This is a genomic window from Telluria sp. AZSoR62 (genome assembly GCF_058111565.1).
In genome coordinates this window covers 137551-154773 of the sequence record NZ_JBYTST010000004.1, presented here as the reverse complement: position 1 = coordinate 154773, position 17223 = coordinate 137551, and the positions used below count along the sequence as shown (strand labels likewise).

At 70.8% G+C, this 17223-nt stretch carries 12 protein-coding genes and 1 pseudogene; 8 read left to right on the top strand and 5 right to left on the bottom strand.

The features are described from left to right. Positions 1–48: 48 nt before the first annotated feature. A pseudogene (locus AC3XQU_RS08575) lies at positions 49–1130 on the bottom strand (metallophosphoesterase). Positions 1131–1403: 273 nt separating this feature from the next. Between AC3XQU_RS08575 and AC3XQU_RS08570 the strand changes: the two are divergent. From AC3XQU_RS08570 to AC3XQU_RS08550, 5 genes are all read left to right on the top strand, one after another. After that, positions 1404–1898 carry a PXPV repeat protein gene (locus AC3XQU_RS08570; protein WP_489873735.1) on the top strand — a complete coding sequence of 165 codons (495 nt, stop codon included), beginning with the start codon at positions 1404–1406 and terminating at the stop codon, positions 1896–1898. A gap of 108 nt (positions 1899–2006) precedes the next feature. Further along, positions 2007–2969 carry a protein kinase domain-containing protein gene (locus AC3XQU_RS08565; RefSeq protein WP_489873734.1) on the top strand — a complete coding sequence of 321 codons (963 nt, stop codon included), beginning with the start codon at positions 2007–2009 and terminating at the stop codon, positions 2967–2969. Next, on the top strand, positions 2966–5293 hold the full coding sequence (locus tag AC3XQU_RS08560; protein ID WP_489873733.1) for an FtsW/RodA/SpoVE family cell cycle protein: 2328 nt from the start codon (positions 2966–2968) through the stop codon (positions 5291–5293). Before AC3XQU_RS08565 ends, AC3XQU_RS08560 begins: the two co-directional genes overlap by 4 nt. After that, a complete protein-coding gene (locus tag AC3XQU_RS08555; protein ID WP_489873732.1) occupies positions 5263–6813 on the top strand; it encodes a hypothetical protein in 1551 nt (516 codons plus the stop codon). The genes AC3XQU_RS08560 and AC3XQU_RS08555 overlap by 31 nt, the downstream gene beginning before the upstream one ends. Positions 6814–6821: 8 nt before the next feature. Then, entirely contained in the window at positions 6822–7277 is a 456-nt protein-coding gene (locus AC3XQU_RS08550) for an SH3 domain-containing protein (RefSeq protein ID WP_489873731.1), read from the top strand. Here the strand turns inward: AC3XQU_RS08550 and AC3XQU_RS08545 are convergent. After that, positions 7263–7688, bottom strand: coding sequence for a GNAT family N-acetyltransferase (locus tag AC3XQU_RS08545; protein ID WP_489873730.1), 426 nt, complete (start codon positions 7686–7688; stop codon positions 7263–7265). The genes AC3XQU_RS08550 and AC3XQU_RS08545 overlap by 15 nt on opposite strands. A gap of 108 nt (positions 7689–7796) precedes the next feature. On the opposite strand from AC3XQU_RS08545, the gene AC3XQU_RS08540 reads away from it, so the two are divergent. From AC3XQU_RS08540 to AC3XQU_RS08530, 3 genes are all read left to right on the top strand, one after another. Further along, on the top strand, positions 7797–9089 hold the full coding sequence (locus AC3XQU_RS08540; protein ID WP_489873729.1) for an MFS transporter: 1293 nt from the start codon (positions 7797–7799) through the stop codon (positions 9087–9089). A 65-nt stretch (positions 9090–9154) separates the two neighbouring features. Beyond that, positions 9155–10132 carry a PP2C family protein-serine/threonine phosphatase gene (locus AC3XQU_RS08535; protein ID WP_489873728.1) on the top strand — a complete coding sequence of 326 codons (978 nt, stop codon included), beginning with the start codon at positions 9155–9157 and terminating at the stop codon, positions 10130–10132. 116 nt (positions 10133–10248) lie between these two features. After that, positions 10249–11784, top strand: a complete 1536-nt coding sequence (locus AC3XQU_RS08530) for an FHA domain-containing protein (protein WP_489873727.1) — start codon at positions 10249–10251, stop codon at positions 11782–11784. Positions 11785–12007: 223 nt separating this feature from the next. On the opposite strand, the gene AC3XQU_RS08525 is transcribed toward AC3XQU_RS08530, so the two are convergent. From AC3XQU_RS08525 to AC3XQU_RS08515, 3 genes are read right to left on the bottom strand one after another with little or no spacing between them, the layout of a single operon-like run. After that, complete coding sequence (locus AC3XQU_RS08525; protein WP_489873726.1) at positions 12008–12925, bottom strand: pirin family protein; 918 nt, start codon at positions 12923–12925, stop codon at positions 12008–12010. Positions 12926–12971: 46 nt separating this feature from the next. Beyond that, the gene (locus tag AC3XQU_RS08520) at positions 12972–15194 is read right to left on the bottom strand and encodes an SUMF1/EgtB/PvdO family nonheme iron enzyme (RefSeq protein ID WP_489873725.1); all 2223 of its coding nucleotides are present in this window, start codon (positions 15192–15194) and stop codon (positions 12972–12974) included. An 8-nt stretch (positions 15195–15202) separates the two neighbouring features. Next, the gene (locus AC3XQU_RS08515; protein ID WP_489873724.1) at positions 15203–17185 is read right to left on the bottom strand and encodes a coiled-coil domain-containing protein; all 1983 of its coding nucleotides are present in this window, start codon (positions 17183–17185) and stop codon (positions 15203–15205) included. Positions 17186–17223 lie beyond the last annotated feature (38 nt).

Below are 17223 nucleotides of genomic sequence, written 5' to 3'. Positions count from 1 at the left end.
CCAAGCTTAGCGCATCCCGCCCGGTTTCGCTGCGCAATATTGCCGTCTTTACACCACTGCCGGACCGGCGACGAGGCGCAGCAGCGTGATCTCCGAAGGCGCGCCGAAGCGCTTGGGCGGCCCCCAATAGCCGGTGCCGCGGCTGACGTAGACCCACATGTCGCGCACCCGGTGCAGTCCGGCGACAAAGGGCTGCTGCAGCGGCACGAACAGGTTCCACGGGAAGAACTGGCCGCCGTGGGTGTGGCCCGACAATTGCAGGTGGAAACCCGCCCTGGCCGCCCCGGGCGCGCTGCGCGGCTGGTGCGCCAGCAGCACCCGCACCTGCACGTCGGCCGGGGCGCCCGCGGCGGCCGCGCGCGCATCGCTCCGGTGCCGCGGGTCGAACTGGTGGGCGCCGTAGTCGGCCACCCCGGCGATCATCAGGCCGGCGTCCTGGCGGCGGCGGATCACGTGCTGGTTCATCAGCACCGTGATGCCGAGGCGCCGCACCTCGGCGATCCATTCGTCCGCGCCCGAGTAATACTCATGGTTGCCGGTGACGAAGAACACCCCGTCCGGGGCGCGCAGCCGCGCCAGCGGCTGGGTATGGGGGCCAGCCGGTGCACGCTGCCGTCGACCAGGTCGCCGGTGATGGCGATCGCGTCGGCGCCGAGCTTGTTGACGCGCTCCACGATCGCTTCCAGGTAGGGACGCCGGATGGTCGGGCCAACGTGGATGTCGGACACCTGGGCGATCGCATAGCCGTGCAGCGCGGCCGGCAGGCCGGCGATCGGCACGTCCACCCGCACCACCCGCGCAAGGCGCCGCGCATTGACGAAGCCCAAAACGGTGACGCCCAGCGCCAGCAGCGGCACGGCCACGGCGCTGCCGTGGATGATGCCGGGCGTGAGCTTGCCGGCCAGGCGCAGCGCGAGCAGCACCAGGTCGCGCGCGAGCGTGATCACCAGCAGCGAGGAAAAGAACCCCATCGACAGCAGCCCGGCCCAGGCGAGCGCCTCGGACCAGCGGCGCCGGCGCATCGACGCCGACATCAGCCCGACCGGCACCAGCACGGTCAACAGCACCAGCAGCAGTATCGCTACGCTCGTGCCCGGCACGCCCAGCGCTAGGTGCGGCAGCAGGCGCATGCCGATATAGACCTGCAGCAGCACGAGCAGGGAAAGAATGGTGGCGAAGGATCGGTTCACAGGAGGGCCCGGGCAGGGTTAATCGGTAACAATTGTTAGATGGGGCGGCCCGGCCCCGCTGCAAGAGAGCGTTTTCGCATGTTACGGCCCATGTCCACTTGTAATAATCTGTATTAGAAGGTGGCGGCGCCCGAGCCTGGCTCTATAGTTCACCTATGCCTGGCGTCGTCATGATCATCCTGATCCCCGCTGAGGCAGTAAAAGGAAAAAGCCATGTGGAAATCTAAATGCTTTGGTGCGGTGGTGCTGGCCGCGGTTGCCGTTTCGCCTGCTATGGCGGATGACCGTGGCGTGAATACTGCCCTTGGCGCCGTCGTCGGCGCAGCCATCGGCCACAGCGCCGGCGGTTCCGGCGGCGCCCTGGTGGGTGGCGTGATCGGTGCGGCCCTGGGCAATTCGGTGTCGCGTCATAACGATCGCGGCTATTACGACAACCGTGGTTATTACGACAACCGTGGCTACTACGACAACCGCGGCTATGCGTCGGTCGGCTACAGCTCGGGCGGCTACTACCAGCCGCGTCCGGTCTACGTGCAGCCGCGCCCTGTCTATGTCGAGCCACGCCCGGTGTATGTGCAACCGCGTGCCGTCTACGTCGAGCACCGCCGCGACTGGGACCGCCATGACCGTTACGACCGCCGTGACTGGGATCGCGATGGCCGCCGCGGCCACCGCGACTGGGACCGCGACGGCCGCTACGGCCGCTGATCCAAAAACCGCGCACTGCGCGGTTTTTTTTCGCCCATCGCTTTTCCGCTTTCCACCTCCCCCCGCTAGCGTGTCCCGAGGGCGCACGGCGCCGGTTGCGGAGGCAGCATGAACCAGCAAGGCAGCATCGTTTCCCTGGCGCGCGGCCAGTACCGCTTGTGCGGGCAGCTGGGCGGTTCGGCCTATGGCCTGGTCTGGCGCGCCGAGGCGCCGGGCGGCGGCTGCGCGGCCATCAAGCTGGTCAACCGCGAGCAGATGGGCCGCGCGCCCGTTTCCTTGCGCGGGCACTGGACCGAGAGCGCTCTGAACGAAACGCGCTTCCTGTCCCGCCTCGCCCCCTGGGATGGCCGCCACATCGTGCGCCTGCTCGACAGCGGAGAGCACGAAGGCCTGCCGGCGATGGCCCTGGAACTGCTCGACGGCGACCTGGCCAGCCTGCTCGCGGCCGAACAGGCCGCCGGCCGGCGCACCGCTCCCGCACAAGCCCTCGACTGGGCCGCCCAGGTCAACCAGGCCCTGGCCAAGGTCCATGCAGCGGGCTTCCGCTACCTCGACCTCAAGCCCGCCAACCTGCTGGTCGAGCGCCGCACCCGCAGCCTGAAGCTGGCCGACTTCGGCACCAGCCGCGCGCAGCAAGGCGCGCCGTTGCAGCCCTATGCCGGCACCGCCAGCTGGCAGGCGCCCGAGCAGTTCTTCCCGCAGGCCGGCGGCCTGTATGCGAGCGAGGCCCGCAGCGACTATTTCGCGCTCGGCGCCCTGCTGTACTACCTGGCGTGCGGCCAGGTGCTGGCCTATGGCGCCGCCTGCTCCCAGGCCTACGCGGCGCACGGTCGCGAGGGCGCCGCCATCCTGCGCGCACAGCACGGCGGCTTGCCGCCGGTGCTGCAGCCCGACGAAGCGGCGCGCTTTGCCGGCTGCTTCGAAGGCGCCCAGGTGCAGGCGGCCACGCTGCTGCGCGCCCTGCTGGCGCCCGCGGCAGACGCACGCCCGCGGCATGCGCTCGAGATCAGCCGCCTGCTCGGCGCGGTGCGCGACGGGATGGACCGCGCTCCACTACGGAGGGCCGCATGAAGGCGCGCCTGGCCTGGGCCGCGCTGGCCCTCGGCACCGTGTGTGCGCTGCAGCTCGCGGCCCTGCTGCTCACGCCCCAGCGCTGGCTGCCCGCCGCGATCGCGGTGACGCTTGAACCCGGCGCATCGGTCCAGCTGGGCCGCGCCGAGCTGGCCGCTCCGCGCGCCGGAACCCACCAGTTCACGGTACGGCGCGACGCCCGCGGCGGATGGTGGCTGCGTAATGCCAATCCGGGCCAGGGGGCGGTGCTGCGCCAGGGCGAGCAACGCCGCCATACCGGCACCACGCTGCTGGCCGCGGGCCAGGGCCTGCACATCGGTGCGGCGCTGTTCGAAGTCGCCAGCGCGGGCGACGGACGCGCACAGCTGCGCGGCGCCGGCCATACCTGGACCTACGATGGCGCCCTGCTGCTGCGCGACGGCGCGGTGCAGCCGGCCTGCCCGGAGGCGGGCGCCGCGGCCCACCTGGCCACCTACTGGAACCGGATCACGCCGGACAGCCTCGGTTTCGAACGCCCCCTCGTCTTCGGCGGCAACCTCCATTGCGGCAACCGGCTCGCCGTCCCCGGACTGGATGCCGGCAAGGTCACGCTCGCCCGCGACGGCGGCGGCATCGCCTTGACCATACGCGGCTCGCAGCCGGTACTGGTGCGGGAAGCAGGCAGGTGGCGCGATGCGGCCCAGCGCGAGCACCGGCTGGAAGGCGTCTCCAGCCTCGCGGTCGGCCGCACCGCCTGGGCCTTGTCGATCGAGGCCGGCGCCTTGCACCTGCGCCCATCGGCCCAGGTCGAGCTGTACGCCGAACCCAAGACCGAATTGCCTTCCCACGTAGGCTGGAGCTGGAAGCAGCGCGCGCTGTGGCAGCTCGCCACGCCTCCGGCCCTTGCATGGGGCGCGGCCCTGGTGGCCACACTGCTCCTCGGCGTGGCCGCCTGGCGCCTGGCCGGCCCGCTGCGCGGCCCCGTTCCGCTTGCGCGGGTGGCCGCCGGCGTGGCCATTGTCGCCTTCGCCGTGCTGGCGCTGGTGATGCAGAGGACGGGCGCCGCGCCGGGCACGGGCTGGGCCCTGCTGCTGGCCTGGGCCGCACTCTGGCATGCGCTTCTGTGGCCGCGCCGGGTGCCGGTGCTGGGCGCCGTCGCCCTGTTGCTGCTTGGCGCCGGCCTGCTGGTGCAGCTCGAACTGGGCCTGGGCGCGCGCGACACGGCCTGGCTGCGCCATGTGGAAAACAGCTGCGTGCTGCTGGCGCTTGGCCTGCCGCTTGGCCTGCTGCTGCTGCAAGGCCTGGCCCGCAACAGCGTGTCGCGCCCGGCCACCGAGTCGCTGCTGGTGGCGCTGGCAGTGATGGCGCTGGCGGGCCTGGTGCTGCAGGTCGCCTTCGGCAACGAGACCGGCGTGTTCGAGATGCAGCCGGTGGAATTCGCCAAGCTGGCCCTGGCTGCCCTGAGCGCCCATTGCCTTGCCCTGGCCACCGGGGGCGCCGCGCCCGGACGGCAGGCCTGGCGCAGCTGGCTGCGCATGATCGCGCCGGCCCTGCTGTTCGTGCTGCTGCTGGCAGTGGCCCTGGTCCAGGTCGACGACTACTCGCCCCTGATCCTGCTGCTGGTCTGGGCCGCAGTGTCCGGCCTGGCCTGGTGCCTGGCGAGCGGGCGCCGGCGCGCTGCAGCGAGCGTCGGGGGGCTGTGCGTCGCCGTGCTGCTGGGAGCGGCCCTGCTGCAACAGGCGGCTCCCAGCCTGGGCGGCGCCGGCTTCTATACCGAGCGCTTCCAGGTCTGGTCCGACCCCACCGCCCACCCGCACACCGGCCAGCAGATCTTGACTGGCGCGCGCGCCGTGGCCGACGGCGGCTGGCTCGGCAGCGACGGCCTGCTCGGCGTCGCCTCGCTCGGCCAGGCCGCCGGTGAAGCCTTGCGCATCCCCGCCGTGCAGGACGATTTCGCGCCCTCTTTCCTGCTCAACCGCCACGGGCTGCTGGGAGCCCTGCTGGTGTGGGTGCTGCAGGCGGCCTTCCTGGGCGCGCTGCTGCATGCGGCCGCGACCGCCTGGCAGGGGGCGGTGGCGGCGGGCGACTTCCGGCGCGCCTGGCTCGGGCGCTTCCAGTGCTTCGCCCTGTGCGGCGGCGCGGCTTTTCTGGCCGGGCACTTCCTGCTGTCGTGGGGCACCAACCTGGCGCTGTTCCCGATCATGGGGCAGCCGATGAGTTTCCTGTCCGCCGGCGGCTCGCACCTGCTGTTTTTCATCTGCCCCCTGCTAGCGTTCGGCATGGCGAGCGTTCAATCTTTCGAGGAGAGTCAATCATGCCGGTCTACGTCCAACACGAAGTCCTAGCCAGGGTCAGCGATGTGTTCAATGCCGAGGCGCTCTGGCAGGCCCCTGGCCTGGCGCTGTTCTCGCGCCGTCCCTTGCTGCGCGACCTGCTGGAGCGCTCGCCGCGCGAGCAGCGCGGGCGCGCCGCCACCCGCTGCTTTTCGCACGTGACGCTCATGCTGCCCCAGGACGAGGTCGACGACGACCGCCACCTGACCCGCGGCGCGCGCGTGCGCGACCTGGCCGCTTCGCTGGCGGCCCTGCACCAGAAGGATTTCGGCGACCTGCTGGGGGGCGACGAAGTGCGCTACCACGTGGTCGGCGCCGACGAAGTGAACCAGGGCGAAGTCAAGGTCAAGTTCGGCCACGCGGTCTACCTGCCGGCGCCCGGCGAGCAGGTGCTGTATACCGTGTCCGCCTCGCGCGACAGCGCCATCTGGCAGCCGGTGTGCGCGGTCTACCCGAACCAGCGCCTGACCGTGGTCGGCCAGGACGCCGCCAATGCCACCTTCGGCGTGCCCGGCTGGCCCTTCGGCCTGGAAGGCGGCATCCTCCTGATCAACGACGGCGCCGATGCACCGATCGAGGTGCAGGTGCGTCCGAAAGATGCGCTGGAGTGCCGGTTCGACGAGGCCAACGGCTATTACGTCGTGCGCAGCAAGCGCGGCACCGGCGACACCGCCGGCCAGCGCCTGCTGCTGCGGGTCAGCCGCGCGGCCGGCGCCCCGGCCAGGCCGGAAAGCGCCGCGCCCTTGCGCGCCCCGGCGGTGTGGAAGGCACGCGCCGCCGTACCCGACGCGCCGGAAAGCGACCTGACCGCGATGCCGATCGATGACGGCCCGCCTGCCGCCACGGTCGCGCCGGAAAACGACGCCACCTATGCACCGGTGGCGCGCCACCGCATCACGCTGGCCGCCCTGGCCCTGCCGCGCCTGAGCCGCTACCGCGACACCGGAGCGCAAGGCCTCGACATCGGCCTGGGCGCGACCCTGGCCCCGGCCGCGCCTGGCAAGGACAATGTGATGCGCTTCGCCGTCGACGAAGCCGACGAGGTGCATGCCATCACCGCGGCCGGGCGCCAGCGCGTCACGGTTCCATCGCGCTTCGCGCCTTTCGATGGCGGCAGCGTGCAGCTGCACGCGGTGGCGCCGCAGATGGCGGACCGGTATTGCGCCCTGCTCGGTCTCACCGAAGGACCCAGCCAGCCGGCCGCCGCCGGCACCCGGCTCGTGTTCGGGCGCGGCATGCCCGCATTGGCCGGCCTGCGCGTGCTCGATGGGCCGCAATTCCTGCGCCAGCACGATGGCAAGGGCGCCGCCAGCGCTGACCGCCTCGGCCTGTCGCGCAATGCCTTCAGCTGGGAAGCGGCGAGCGACGGCATGCGCATCGTGCGCCTGTCCGAGACCCAGGCCCTGTTCCACCTCGATGCCGCGCTGCGCCTGGTCGCGCAGGTCGATGTCGCCACCAGCGAGCAGCCCTACCTGGTCCCGCCCGGCCACCACGTGGTCGCCGGTCACTACGTGCTGCGCTTCGACGCGTGAACCCCGCCATGCCATCCTCGATCATGATTGCCGCCTATCTCGGCGGCCTGCTGCTCTCGCTGTGCCTGGCGGCCTGGCTGACCCCGCGCGCCTGGTGGCGCCGGCCCAATGCGCGGGCGCTGGCAGTGCTGGTGTGCGGCACGGCCCTGCTCGGGGCGGCGCTGCATGGCCTGCTCAAGCCGGCGAGCGTGCATGCCGCGGCGCTGCCGGGGCTTGGAGCAGACGTGGAAACGCCGGTTGCCGGCGAACGCTACCGCGTGCGCGACGACCTGAACCTGCGGGCGGCGGCGGGGGTGCATGCGCCGCGCCTGGGGGTGGTCCCGGCCGGCGCCCAGGTCAGGGCTACCGGCCAGGTCGAGGGCGACTGGTGGCGGGTCAGCGCCGAGATCGATGGAGAACCACGGGAAGGCTGGACCAGCAGCCTGTGGCTGCGGCGGCGCCAGGAAGCCTCAGTCGTCCAGTGACCAAAGGCGCATCGGGTTGAAATACAGGCCCTTGGCGCACTGGGTCGGGCCGACCCGGACGAAGCCGAAGCGTTCATAGACCGGCACCGCGAAATTCGAGGAGTTGACGGTGAAGGCGCCGTCGCCGCCGGCGCACACCGCAGCCTCGTACGCCGCCTCCCACAGGGCGCGCGCCACGCCGCGCCGGTGCCAGCGCTTGCCGACGAACAGGTGGAACAGGTGGCTGCGGTCGCGCACGGCCACGAAACCGGCCAGTTCCCCGTCGATGACGGCCACATGGTAGACATGGCCGCGCGATAAAAAGCCGCGCACGCCCATCTCGTCGTTCTCCGTGAGGAAGGTGGAGGCCCCTTCAGCGGTGGATTCGTGGACGATGAATTCGCGCGCAAGCTCGCGCAGCAAGGCAGCCACGGCTGGAATGTCCGTAACCGCCAACGGTCGAATCAGCATGGCCGTCAATACAAGATGTTTTGGGAACGCCACAATATCATATTAAAGACTTTCTTAAAGGCAATTTTATTGACCTCCAGCACGGAAGCCTTCTACACTGTGCTGACCATGTCCAACCCCGCTACCGGCGCCGCGCTCGCTCCCCCCACCACCCGCCGTAAAGTTGCCCTGACCCGGCCGCTGCGGCACCGGCGTTACCGCAACATCTGGCTGGCGAACATGGTATCGAACCTGGGCACCTGGATCCAGACCTTTGCCTCGGCCTGGCTGGTGGCCTCGATGTCGCAGTCGGCCTCGATCACTTCGCTGGTACAGACGGCCACCTATGTGCCGATCTTCCTGTTCGCCCTGCTGGCAGGCGTGGTGGCGGACAGTGTGCACCGCCCGAAGTTCTTGTTCTTCTGTAATTTGTACATGGCCTTGTGCGCCACCGCCATGGCGGTGCTGGTCACGACCGGCCTGGTGTCGAGCCGCGCGGTATTGGCGATCACGTTTTGCGTCGGCATCGGCACGGCCTTCGTCTGGCCGGCCTGGCAGGCCGCGATGTCGGGCCTGGTCGAGCCCGACGAAGTGGAAGCGGCCGCCACCCTGAACAATCTCTCCTACAACCTGTCGGCCATCATCGGCCCGGCCCTGGGCGGCTTGCTATTCGGCTGGATCGGCGCCAGCGCCCTGTTCCTGGCCAATGCGCTGTCGTTTGCCGGCCTGCTCGGGGTGTATTGGGCCTGGTGGCAGGAGCGCACGCCCCAGCCTGCCGTGCGCGAGCGCTTCACCCAGCGCTTCCGGCTCGGCATGTGCACCGCCTTCGGCTGCGCGCGCTACCGCCGCATCCTGCGCAATGTCTGCTCGGTGTTCTTCGCCACCATCGCCTTCGCCAGCCTGCTGCCGGTATTCGTGCGCGACGTGCTGGGGCGGCAGTCGAGCACCTATGGCCTCCTGATGGGTTGCCTGGGCGGCGGCGCGGTGATCGCGGCCTTCTTCCTGCCGCAGGTGCGCTCGCGCATCGACAAGACCGGCGTGCTGGTCGGCGCCCTGCTGGTATACGGCCTGATGCTGGTGGCGATGGCCAGCAGCCGCTCGCTCGCGCTGCTGGTGCCGCTGATCGTCTGCGGCGGCATGGCCTGGTCGGCCACGGTCTCGACCCTGAACGCGGCGGCCCAGCTGTCCTTCCCGGCCGAGGTGCGCGCCCGCACGCTGTCGATCTACCTGTTCGTGATGTCCGGCGGCTATGTGGTGGGCAGCGTGTTCTGGGGCCAGGTCGCCGACTACTGGGGCGTGCAGGCCGCCCTCGGCGCGGCCGGGGCCTGCGTGCTGGCCAATGCGCTCATCCTGGCCACCGGAAACCGGAAAAACCCCATCTGATCGGGGCTTCGCCGCTTCTTGTTCAGGTGTAAAGTGGCAGGATCGCCACGATTTCCATCCGAACCATGCCGCCTGCCCTGCTTGACCTGCTGTCCGCCTTTCAGTTCGCGCCGCGCTTCGACGTCGCCGTCGCCAGCCTGCGCGGCATCGGCCTGGCCCAGCGCGCGGAAAACCAGGACAATTTCGTCGTCATCGACTTTGCCGGCGGCGCCTGGCAGCTGCTCGGGCAGGCGCCGCGCCGCATGCAGCTGGCCGGCTGGCCCGCGGGCCACGGCCGCCTGGCGGTGCTGGACGGGATGGGCGGGCACGGCCATGGACGCGAGGCGGCCGAAGCGGTGGCCGCCGGCCTGCTGGCGCTGCCGCCCTGCCGCACCGTGGCCGAACTCTCCGGCCACCTCGACGCGCTGCACGCCAGGCTGCAGCGCCAGTTCGCGGGCGAACCGGGTGCGCGGCCCGGCACCACCTTGACCCTCTTGGAACTGCCCGCCGGCGGCCAGCCCCTGCTGTACCACGTGGGCGACTCGCGCCTGTACGAGATCGGTCCTGAACGCGCCCTCCCCTTGACCGTCGACCACGTGCCGGCCACGGCGGCCGCCATGGGCGGGAGCATCGACGAGCCGGCCTGGCGCCGGCAGGTGCACGGCGGGCATTCGCCGCAGATCGCCCAGGCATTCATCCTTGGGAACACCTTCAGCCATCCGTCCCGGCTGTCCGACCCGCTGGTTGAATTGACGCCGCCCATGCTGCCGTCCTGGCTGCGCCAGCTGCCGGACCGGCGCGTGCTCGGCCTGCGCCCGGATGCCGCCTACCTGCTGGCGACCGATGGATTCTGGTCCTGCTCCGCGCCCGACGCTTTTGTTGACCGCTGGCCTTCCCTCATGGCAGGCGCCCCGACTGCCGCGGCCATGGTCGCGCGCCTGTTCGATGCGCTGGTCGAGTCGCCGCCCGAGGGCCTGCAGCCGGACAACCTGACGGCGCTGGTGCTGCGTCCACTGGCCCACCACCTGGAAGAGACGGCCCTGCCGGCCGAGGCCGGGACTTGAAAAATTCCTGATAGAAAATAATGTTGCTAATCAATGATTGAGGCGCGCCGCTGGCTTCCAAAAGCGCATAAACTTGCAGCTTGACCGATTAACCCGCCCAAAGCCTTGTTTGCGCCATGAACCGCTGCCGTCATCCCGACCATCCGCACTGCACCGTCTGGGTCATGCCCGGCGACGGCGTGTGCGCGCACGGGCATGTGCAGCCGGCCGATGCGCCTGCGGTCACGGTGCCGAGGGTGCCGACGGTCGCGGCCGGCCTGCCTTCGAGTTTCGATGCCATCAGCGCCCTGCGCGCCGGTCGCGGCCCGGTCGCGGCGAGCAGCTTCGCACCACAGCCGGCCCAGGCCCAGCTGCAGCGCCCGCAACTGCACATCAGCGGCTTCGACCCGCGCGCCGCGGGCGGCCGCCAGGCCATCAAGCTCGAGCTGCGCGGCATGCCGATGGATTGCGCGCCCGAGGTACGCATGCTGGTGCATACCGGCCTGCGCCTGCGCGAGGGCGACCACCATGTTTTCCAGCGCACCTCGCGCGGCGACTGGCGCCCGGTCTTTCTCGAATTCTCCTCGCGCGGCTTGGAGCATGGCCAGTACCGGGTCGAGATCGAACTGCACAGCCGCCACCCGCAGCGCCCGGACGCCAGCCGCACCTGGACCTGCAGCCCGGTGATCCTGGTGCCGCGCCAGGACGCCAGCCTGGGCGAGATCCACCAGGCCTTCCTCGCTACCTGCAAGAACGTGCGCGTGACGGCCGACGACGCCGGCATCGCGCGGGTGCAGGCGCCGGGCGGCGGACGGGTCGACATCGACGTTACCGCCCGCAATGCCTCGATCGCACAGGTGAACCTGGGCGAGGACAGCGGCAAGATCGACCTCGGCTTTTCCACCATCGCCTGGGATGAGGACCTGATCGAGATCGACGTGCCGAACGCCGCGCAAGACCATCCCTGCCCGGCCGTCTCCGCCTGCCTCGTGCATGCCGAGCCCGATTCGGCGGCCCAGCGCCACCTGCGCCTGTTCGCGCTGGACGACTGCGTGCTGGGACGGTTCGAGGAATCCGCGCCGCAGGCCGACCTGCTGCTGGCGCATCACGGCGAACACGGCATCGAGCGCGGCGGCCTGACGCGCCGCCTGTCCGGCCGCCATGCGGTGATTCGGCAGAGCCGCCACGGTTTCGAGATCGAAGACGTGTCGCGCTACGGCCTGCTGCTCGACGGCGTCTGGCCCGGCAAGCACGCACCGGTACCCCTGCGCCTGGGCATGCGCATCGCGCTCACGGCCAGCATCCGCGATGTGGCCGAGCTCGAAGTGACGGCCCTGCTGCCACATGGCGTGATCCTGCACCGCGTCGATGCGGGCGCCGCGGCGGAAGCGTTTTATATCCTGGCGCCGGATACCGATCCGGGCAAGACGGGCTTTTCCACCCAGCCGCGCGCCGCGGCGCTGCCGCTGCTGTTCCACCGCGACGGCGGTTTCTGGCACCGCGACCCGGTATCGGGACAGGACACACCGCTGGCCCCCGGCACCGCCCTGGAACGGCTGCGCGGCATCGGGCCGCAACGCCGCTTCGCAGCGCAGCCGTATCCGGAAGCGCGCGCTGAGATGGTGCGCGGTGGCGAGCGCCGTCGCGCCCTGCCGGCCTGGCTGGACGCTTGACCCTGCCTGGTGCTCAGGCCCCTGGCGGGCGCAGCACCAGGAAGATCAGCGACACGCCGGCCAGCAGTGCCGCCTGCAGGGCAAATACGAGGACGGGGATCTGAAGGTGCTCTGGAATTTTCATGGCGCATCCTTTCGTGTGCGTGGCATAAAAACCCGGTTCGGGACACCCAGTTTACTCCGTCCGCGTGGGGCGTGCGCCCGTTAGCCTGGCGTCAATTGCCTAGGATTTAGCCGACTGGCTGCCGCCATCCTCGTGGCGCCAGGCCGCCGGCCAGGCCGGCAGCGGAATGCGCTCGTCGTCGCCCGGCACCGGCGTGAAGGCGCCCGCTTCCCAGTCGCGCGCCGCCTGCTCGATGCGCTCGCGGCTGGACGAGACGAAGTTCCAGAAGATGTAGCGCCGTCCGTCCAGCGGCGCGCCGCCGACCAGCACGAAGCGTGCCCCGGCGCTGGACGACACCCGCACCGGCAGTCCCGGCTCGACCATCGCCATGGTGTTGGGAGGAATAGCTTCGCCGTCGACGTCGATCGCGCCGATCGGGGCGTAGACTGCGCTCTCTTCCGGCAGGCCGTCCAGGTCGATCGATGCACCCGGGGCCAGCTGCACGTCGAGGTAGAGCGTCCGGCTGAAGGTCGGCACCGGCGAGGTCTTGCCGAAGGCCGTGCCCACCAGCACGCGCACGGTGGCGCCTTCGAATTCGACTTCCGGAATCTGGTCGGCCGGCGTGTGCGAGAACGCGGCCGGGGCCTCTTCGTGCTCGCGCGGCAGCGCCGCCCACAGCTGCAGCCCATGGGTGCGGCGCACCTTCTGCAGCAGGTCGTCCGGCGTGCGTTCGGAATGGACGATGCCGCTGCCGCCGGTCATCCAGTTGACCGCGCCCGGCTCGATGCGCTGCTCGGTGCCCAGGCTGTCGCGGTGCATGATGGCGCCTTCGAACAGGTAGGTCACGGTGGCCAGCCCGATGTGCGGATGCGGGCGCACGTCGTGGCGCGCGCCCGGCTGGGCTTCCACCGGCCCCATGTGGTCGAAGAACAGGAAGGGCCCGACCGACTGGCGCGCGGCCGCCGGCAGCAGGCGCCTGACCGTGAAGCCGCCGCCGAGATCCTTGTCGTGCGATTTGAGCAGGTGCGCGATGGCCATGGCGGGTCTCCCGGAGTGGTTATTGATCTTGTTACTCTACCATCCTTCAGGCCAGCTCGCGCACCACCCGGAAACCGACGATGTCGTTGGCCAGCGCGCTGGAAAAGGCGTTGCGCAGCGCCGAGCGCAGGTAACTCGGGTTGTACAGCCAGGAACCGCCGCGCAGGATGCGGCGCGACGGGTCGCCACCGCTCTCCCAGGCACTGCCGTCGAGCGGCGCGCCTTCGTAGCTGGCGTGCAGCGCGTCCTGCACCCATTCCCAGACATTGCCATGCATGTCGTACAGCCCCCAGGGGTTGGGCGGGAACATGCCGGCAGGCGTGGTGCCGCGCCGGTAGGCGCCCAGCGGCCCGCCGTTGTAGCTGAAGCGGCCGTCGTAGTTGGCCAGCTCCGGGCTGATCGTGTCGCCGAAGCTGAAGGCGGTCTTGGTGCCGGCGCGGCAGGCGTATTCCCATTCCGCTTCGCTCGGCAGGCGGTAGGCCATGCCCGTGGCTTCGCCCAGCCAGGCCAGGTAGGCCCGCGCGTCGTCCCAGCTCACCCCGACCACCGGATGCGCATCGGTCTGGGCAAAGCCCGGGGCGTCCCAGTGCACCTCGCCCCTGGGTTGCCAGTTCGTCGCCTGCACGAACACCCGCCACTCGCCCACCGTCACCGGGTAGCGGCCCATGGCGAAGGGACGCTCGATGCCGACCCAGCGCTGCGGGGTTTCGCGCTCCAGCCATTTTTCCTGCGCCCCGGCCTCCATCGCAATGCGCCGCTCGTGCTCGTGGGAGCCCATCTGGAAGCGGCCGGTCGGGATCAGCACCAGCGCCGGGCCGCATCCGTCGCCCTCGACGAACGCATCGCGCAGCACGCCCTCGCCGTCCGGCACCGAGGTTTCCTGCGCCGGCATGAGCCTTGCCAGGTCGTCGGCCGTGCGCGCCGCCTGCAGCTCGCGCACGCGCTGCTGCTCGGCCAGGTAGCTCGCCGCGGCGCGCGCCTGCGATACCTTGTGCTGCGCCGCCTCCTGCGCCAGCCGGGTCTTGGCCGCTTCTTCCTCGCGCCTGGCCAGCAGCTGCCGGCGCAGCGCCTCCTTGCGCGCGGCGCGCGCCGCTTCCGCGGCGGCGCGCTCGATGCGCTGCTGCTCGCGGCGCTGGCGGTCGATCTCGGCGCGCGCCGCCAGCCTGGCCTGCTCCTCGAACTGGCGCCGCACCGCCAGTTCGCGCTCGCGCTGCTCGGCTTGCGCGCGCGCGGCCGCCTCAGTGGCCGCGATCTCCTCCGGCGTGGGCCCCACGGCGCCGCGCAAGGCCTCGAGCAAGGCGCGCACGCTCGCCGGCCGGGCCGCCGGATCGCGCGCGAAGCCGCGCCGCAGCACTTCCCACTGGTGCGGCTTGAGGGCGAGCGGGGCCAGGCCGGGGTCGCGCGGCAGCGCGCCGTCGAGCATCTGGTAGATCATTATCGATACCGCGTAAACGTCGAGGCTTGGCGCCGGCTGGGCCTCCAGCCTGCCCGCTTCCGGCGCGCGGTAGCCGGCGGTGCCGGAACTGGCGGGAGCGTCCAGCGGCGCGCTTGCCGCACCGCCCGCGCGTGCGCGCGCCGCAATGCCGAAGTCGAGCAGTTTCACCTCGCCCCGTCTGGTGACGAACACATTGCCCGGCTTGATGTCGCGGTGGACCAGGCCATGCTTGTCCCAGGCATAGTCGAGGGCGGCGGCTACCGGATCGAGCAGCGCCAGCACGCGCTCGAACGGCAGGCGTCCTTCGCGCGCCAGCAGGCCGTCGAGGTCCTCGCCCTCGAGGCATTCCATGATCAGGAAAAAGCTGCCGGTTGCCGGGTCCTGGGCCCATTCGTAGACGCGCACGATGTGCTCGTGCGCCAGGCGGCGCGCGCGCGTGGCTTCCTGGATCAGGAGCTTGGCGTGCAGCGCCGACTGGGTCAGCTGGGGCGGCAGGATCTTCAGCGCCACCTGGGCGCTGTGGCCCAGCTCCGCATGGGTGGCCAGGTCGGTGGCCTGCCATACCTGGCCCATGCCGCCCTGGGCGATCAGGCGCTCCAGCCGGTAGCGCCGGTTCTGGGGACCGAGTTCCTGGCCCGCCATCAGGCCGATCTCGGTGCCGGGGCGGATGGCCTGTGCGGCCTCGCCCGCCGCCGGCGCATCGTCGGCCATCGGCGCCGGCGCGTAGACCGCATCGAGGATGGCGTTCTTGCGCTGGTCGAACTCCTGCCGGCTGAGCAACCCGTCCTCGTGCAGCGCACGCAGTTCGCGGATCTTGTCGATGGCTGTCTGCATTGCTTCCGTCAGCTTGCAACCGGTGCGCCGCAGGACGCGCAGAAGCGGTCGCCCTCGCGCGCCGGATGGCCATGGGCGCACTGCCGCGCGGCCTGCACGATGCCCGCGCCGAACCGGGCCTGCGTGGCCAGCAGCTCGACCTGGTGGCGGCGGTCCTTGTCCACTTCCAGCTCGCGGCGCGCCTGCTCCTGCTTCACGAGCTCGAGCGCTTCGGCCGGCGTGAGCTGGCCGGCGCCCACCACGCCGGCCAATGCCGCCAGCTGGCCGGCGTCCATGCCGGCATGCACGCGGGTTTTCATGAAGTCGTTGAGCGCCGCGGCATTGGGCGCGGCGGCCAGCGCCAGCTTGGCCGTGTCGTCCATCGCAGCAAAGGCATCCATGCGGCGCAATTCGCGCTGCGCCTGGGCCTCGCCCTCCTGCAAGTGCAGCGCGTGGCGGCGTTCCTCGGCCTCGAGCTGCACCGCCTGCTGTTCGCGCGCCTGCCGCGCATCGAGCTCGATCGTGCGCTGCAGCTTGTCCTGCTGCAGCGCGGTGCGGGTGGCCTCGACCTGCTGGCGCACCTGCTCGTCTTGCCACTCCTGCAGGCGCTCGGCTTCGCGCCGGCGCGCGGCGTTGGCCAGCAGCAGGCTCTGGTGGCGGGCAGCGTGTTCTTCCTCGTCGATCTCGCGCGCGCGCCGGGCCGCGTCTTCCTCGCTGGCGCGCAGGCGCACGAGTTCGGCCTGCCTGCGCGCCGCGTCCTCGATCAGGACGGCCTGCTCGATCTTGTTGCGGATCTGCTGCTGCAGCAAGGCTTGCGAGAAGCGCTGGCGCGCGACCTGGCGCGCCTGCTGGGCTTCCTGCTGCGCCACCTCGAGCTCGGCGCGCATACGCACCTGGGCCAGCGCGCGCAGGTGCTTCCACTCCTGCGTTTCGTCCAGGCGCGCGGCGCTCTTCTTGCCCATCTCGTGCTCGAGTTCGGCCAGCACTTCGCCGGCGCCGCGCTCGAGCGCCTGCTTGCGCGTACCAGACTCCAGGATGCGCGCGTACAGCTCGATCTGGCGCGCGCGCACGGCATGGGCGCGTCCGGCGCCGGTCAGCGAGCGCTCGGCGCGCGCGATGGCGTCGTCCTGGCGCAGCTCGGCCTCGCGCTGGCGCACGCGCGCCTGCTGCTCGCTGCGGCGCAGGCGCTGCCATTCCTCGGCGTCGTACAGGTCGTCGAGGTGCTTGCGGTGCTCGACCTGCACATGGCGCTCGTCGGCCGCCAGCCACAGGCTGCCGACCTTGGCGCGGTTGGCGTCGTATTTGTCGTGCCGCAGTTCGACCGTATCGACCTTCACCACCGCCAGGCCGTACTCGAGCAGCAGCAGTTTCAGGCCGCCCTGCAGGCGCTCGTCGAGCTGCTCGCGCAGTTCGCGGTTGCCCGCCATGTCGCGGATCGAGCGCGCGCCGACGAATTCCTCGGCCAGCTGGCGCACCGGCGCGGCCAGGAGCTCGGCCAGTTCCCGGCTACCGATGGTGCCGGGCATGGTCATGAAGTGGCGGGCAAAGGCCGGCACGTTCTCGATGCGCAGGCTGACCGTCAAGCGGGCGCTGACGGCCAGCTGCTCGCTGGTGAGCACGTCGTCGAACCGGAATTCGACCGGCAGCGCGCCGGTGCGGGTGACCAGGATTTCGGCGTGCTGGTCGCGCAGCAGGTGGTTCAGGCGCGTGAAAAAGCCTTCGATCTCGTATTCGCCCTGCGGCACTTCGGTGGTCTTGTCGCCCTGCAGGATGAAGGCGCGGGCCGTGGCCGGCACCCGCAGGGTCTTGACGAACACGCCCGAGAGTTCGCGCACGCCGAAGAACACGGCCAGTTCGTCCGGCCCGGCCACCCAGCGGTTCTCGCGCAACACCGGCGCGTTGCGCGGGGCGCCCAGGATCATGCCGCAGCCGGCGCAATAGCGCGCGTCGCCGCCCTGCTTCTTCTCGCAGCGCGGGCAGCTGGCGCCTTTCACTCCGAACATCTCGAACATATCCGACTCCATTTCATTGCATGCAACTCAAGCTTCAA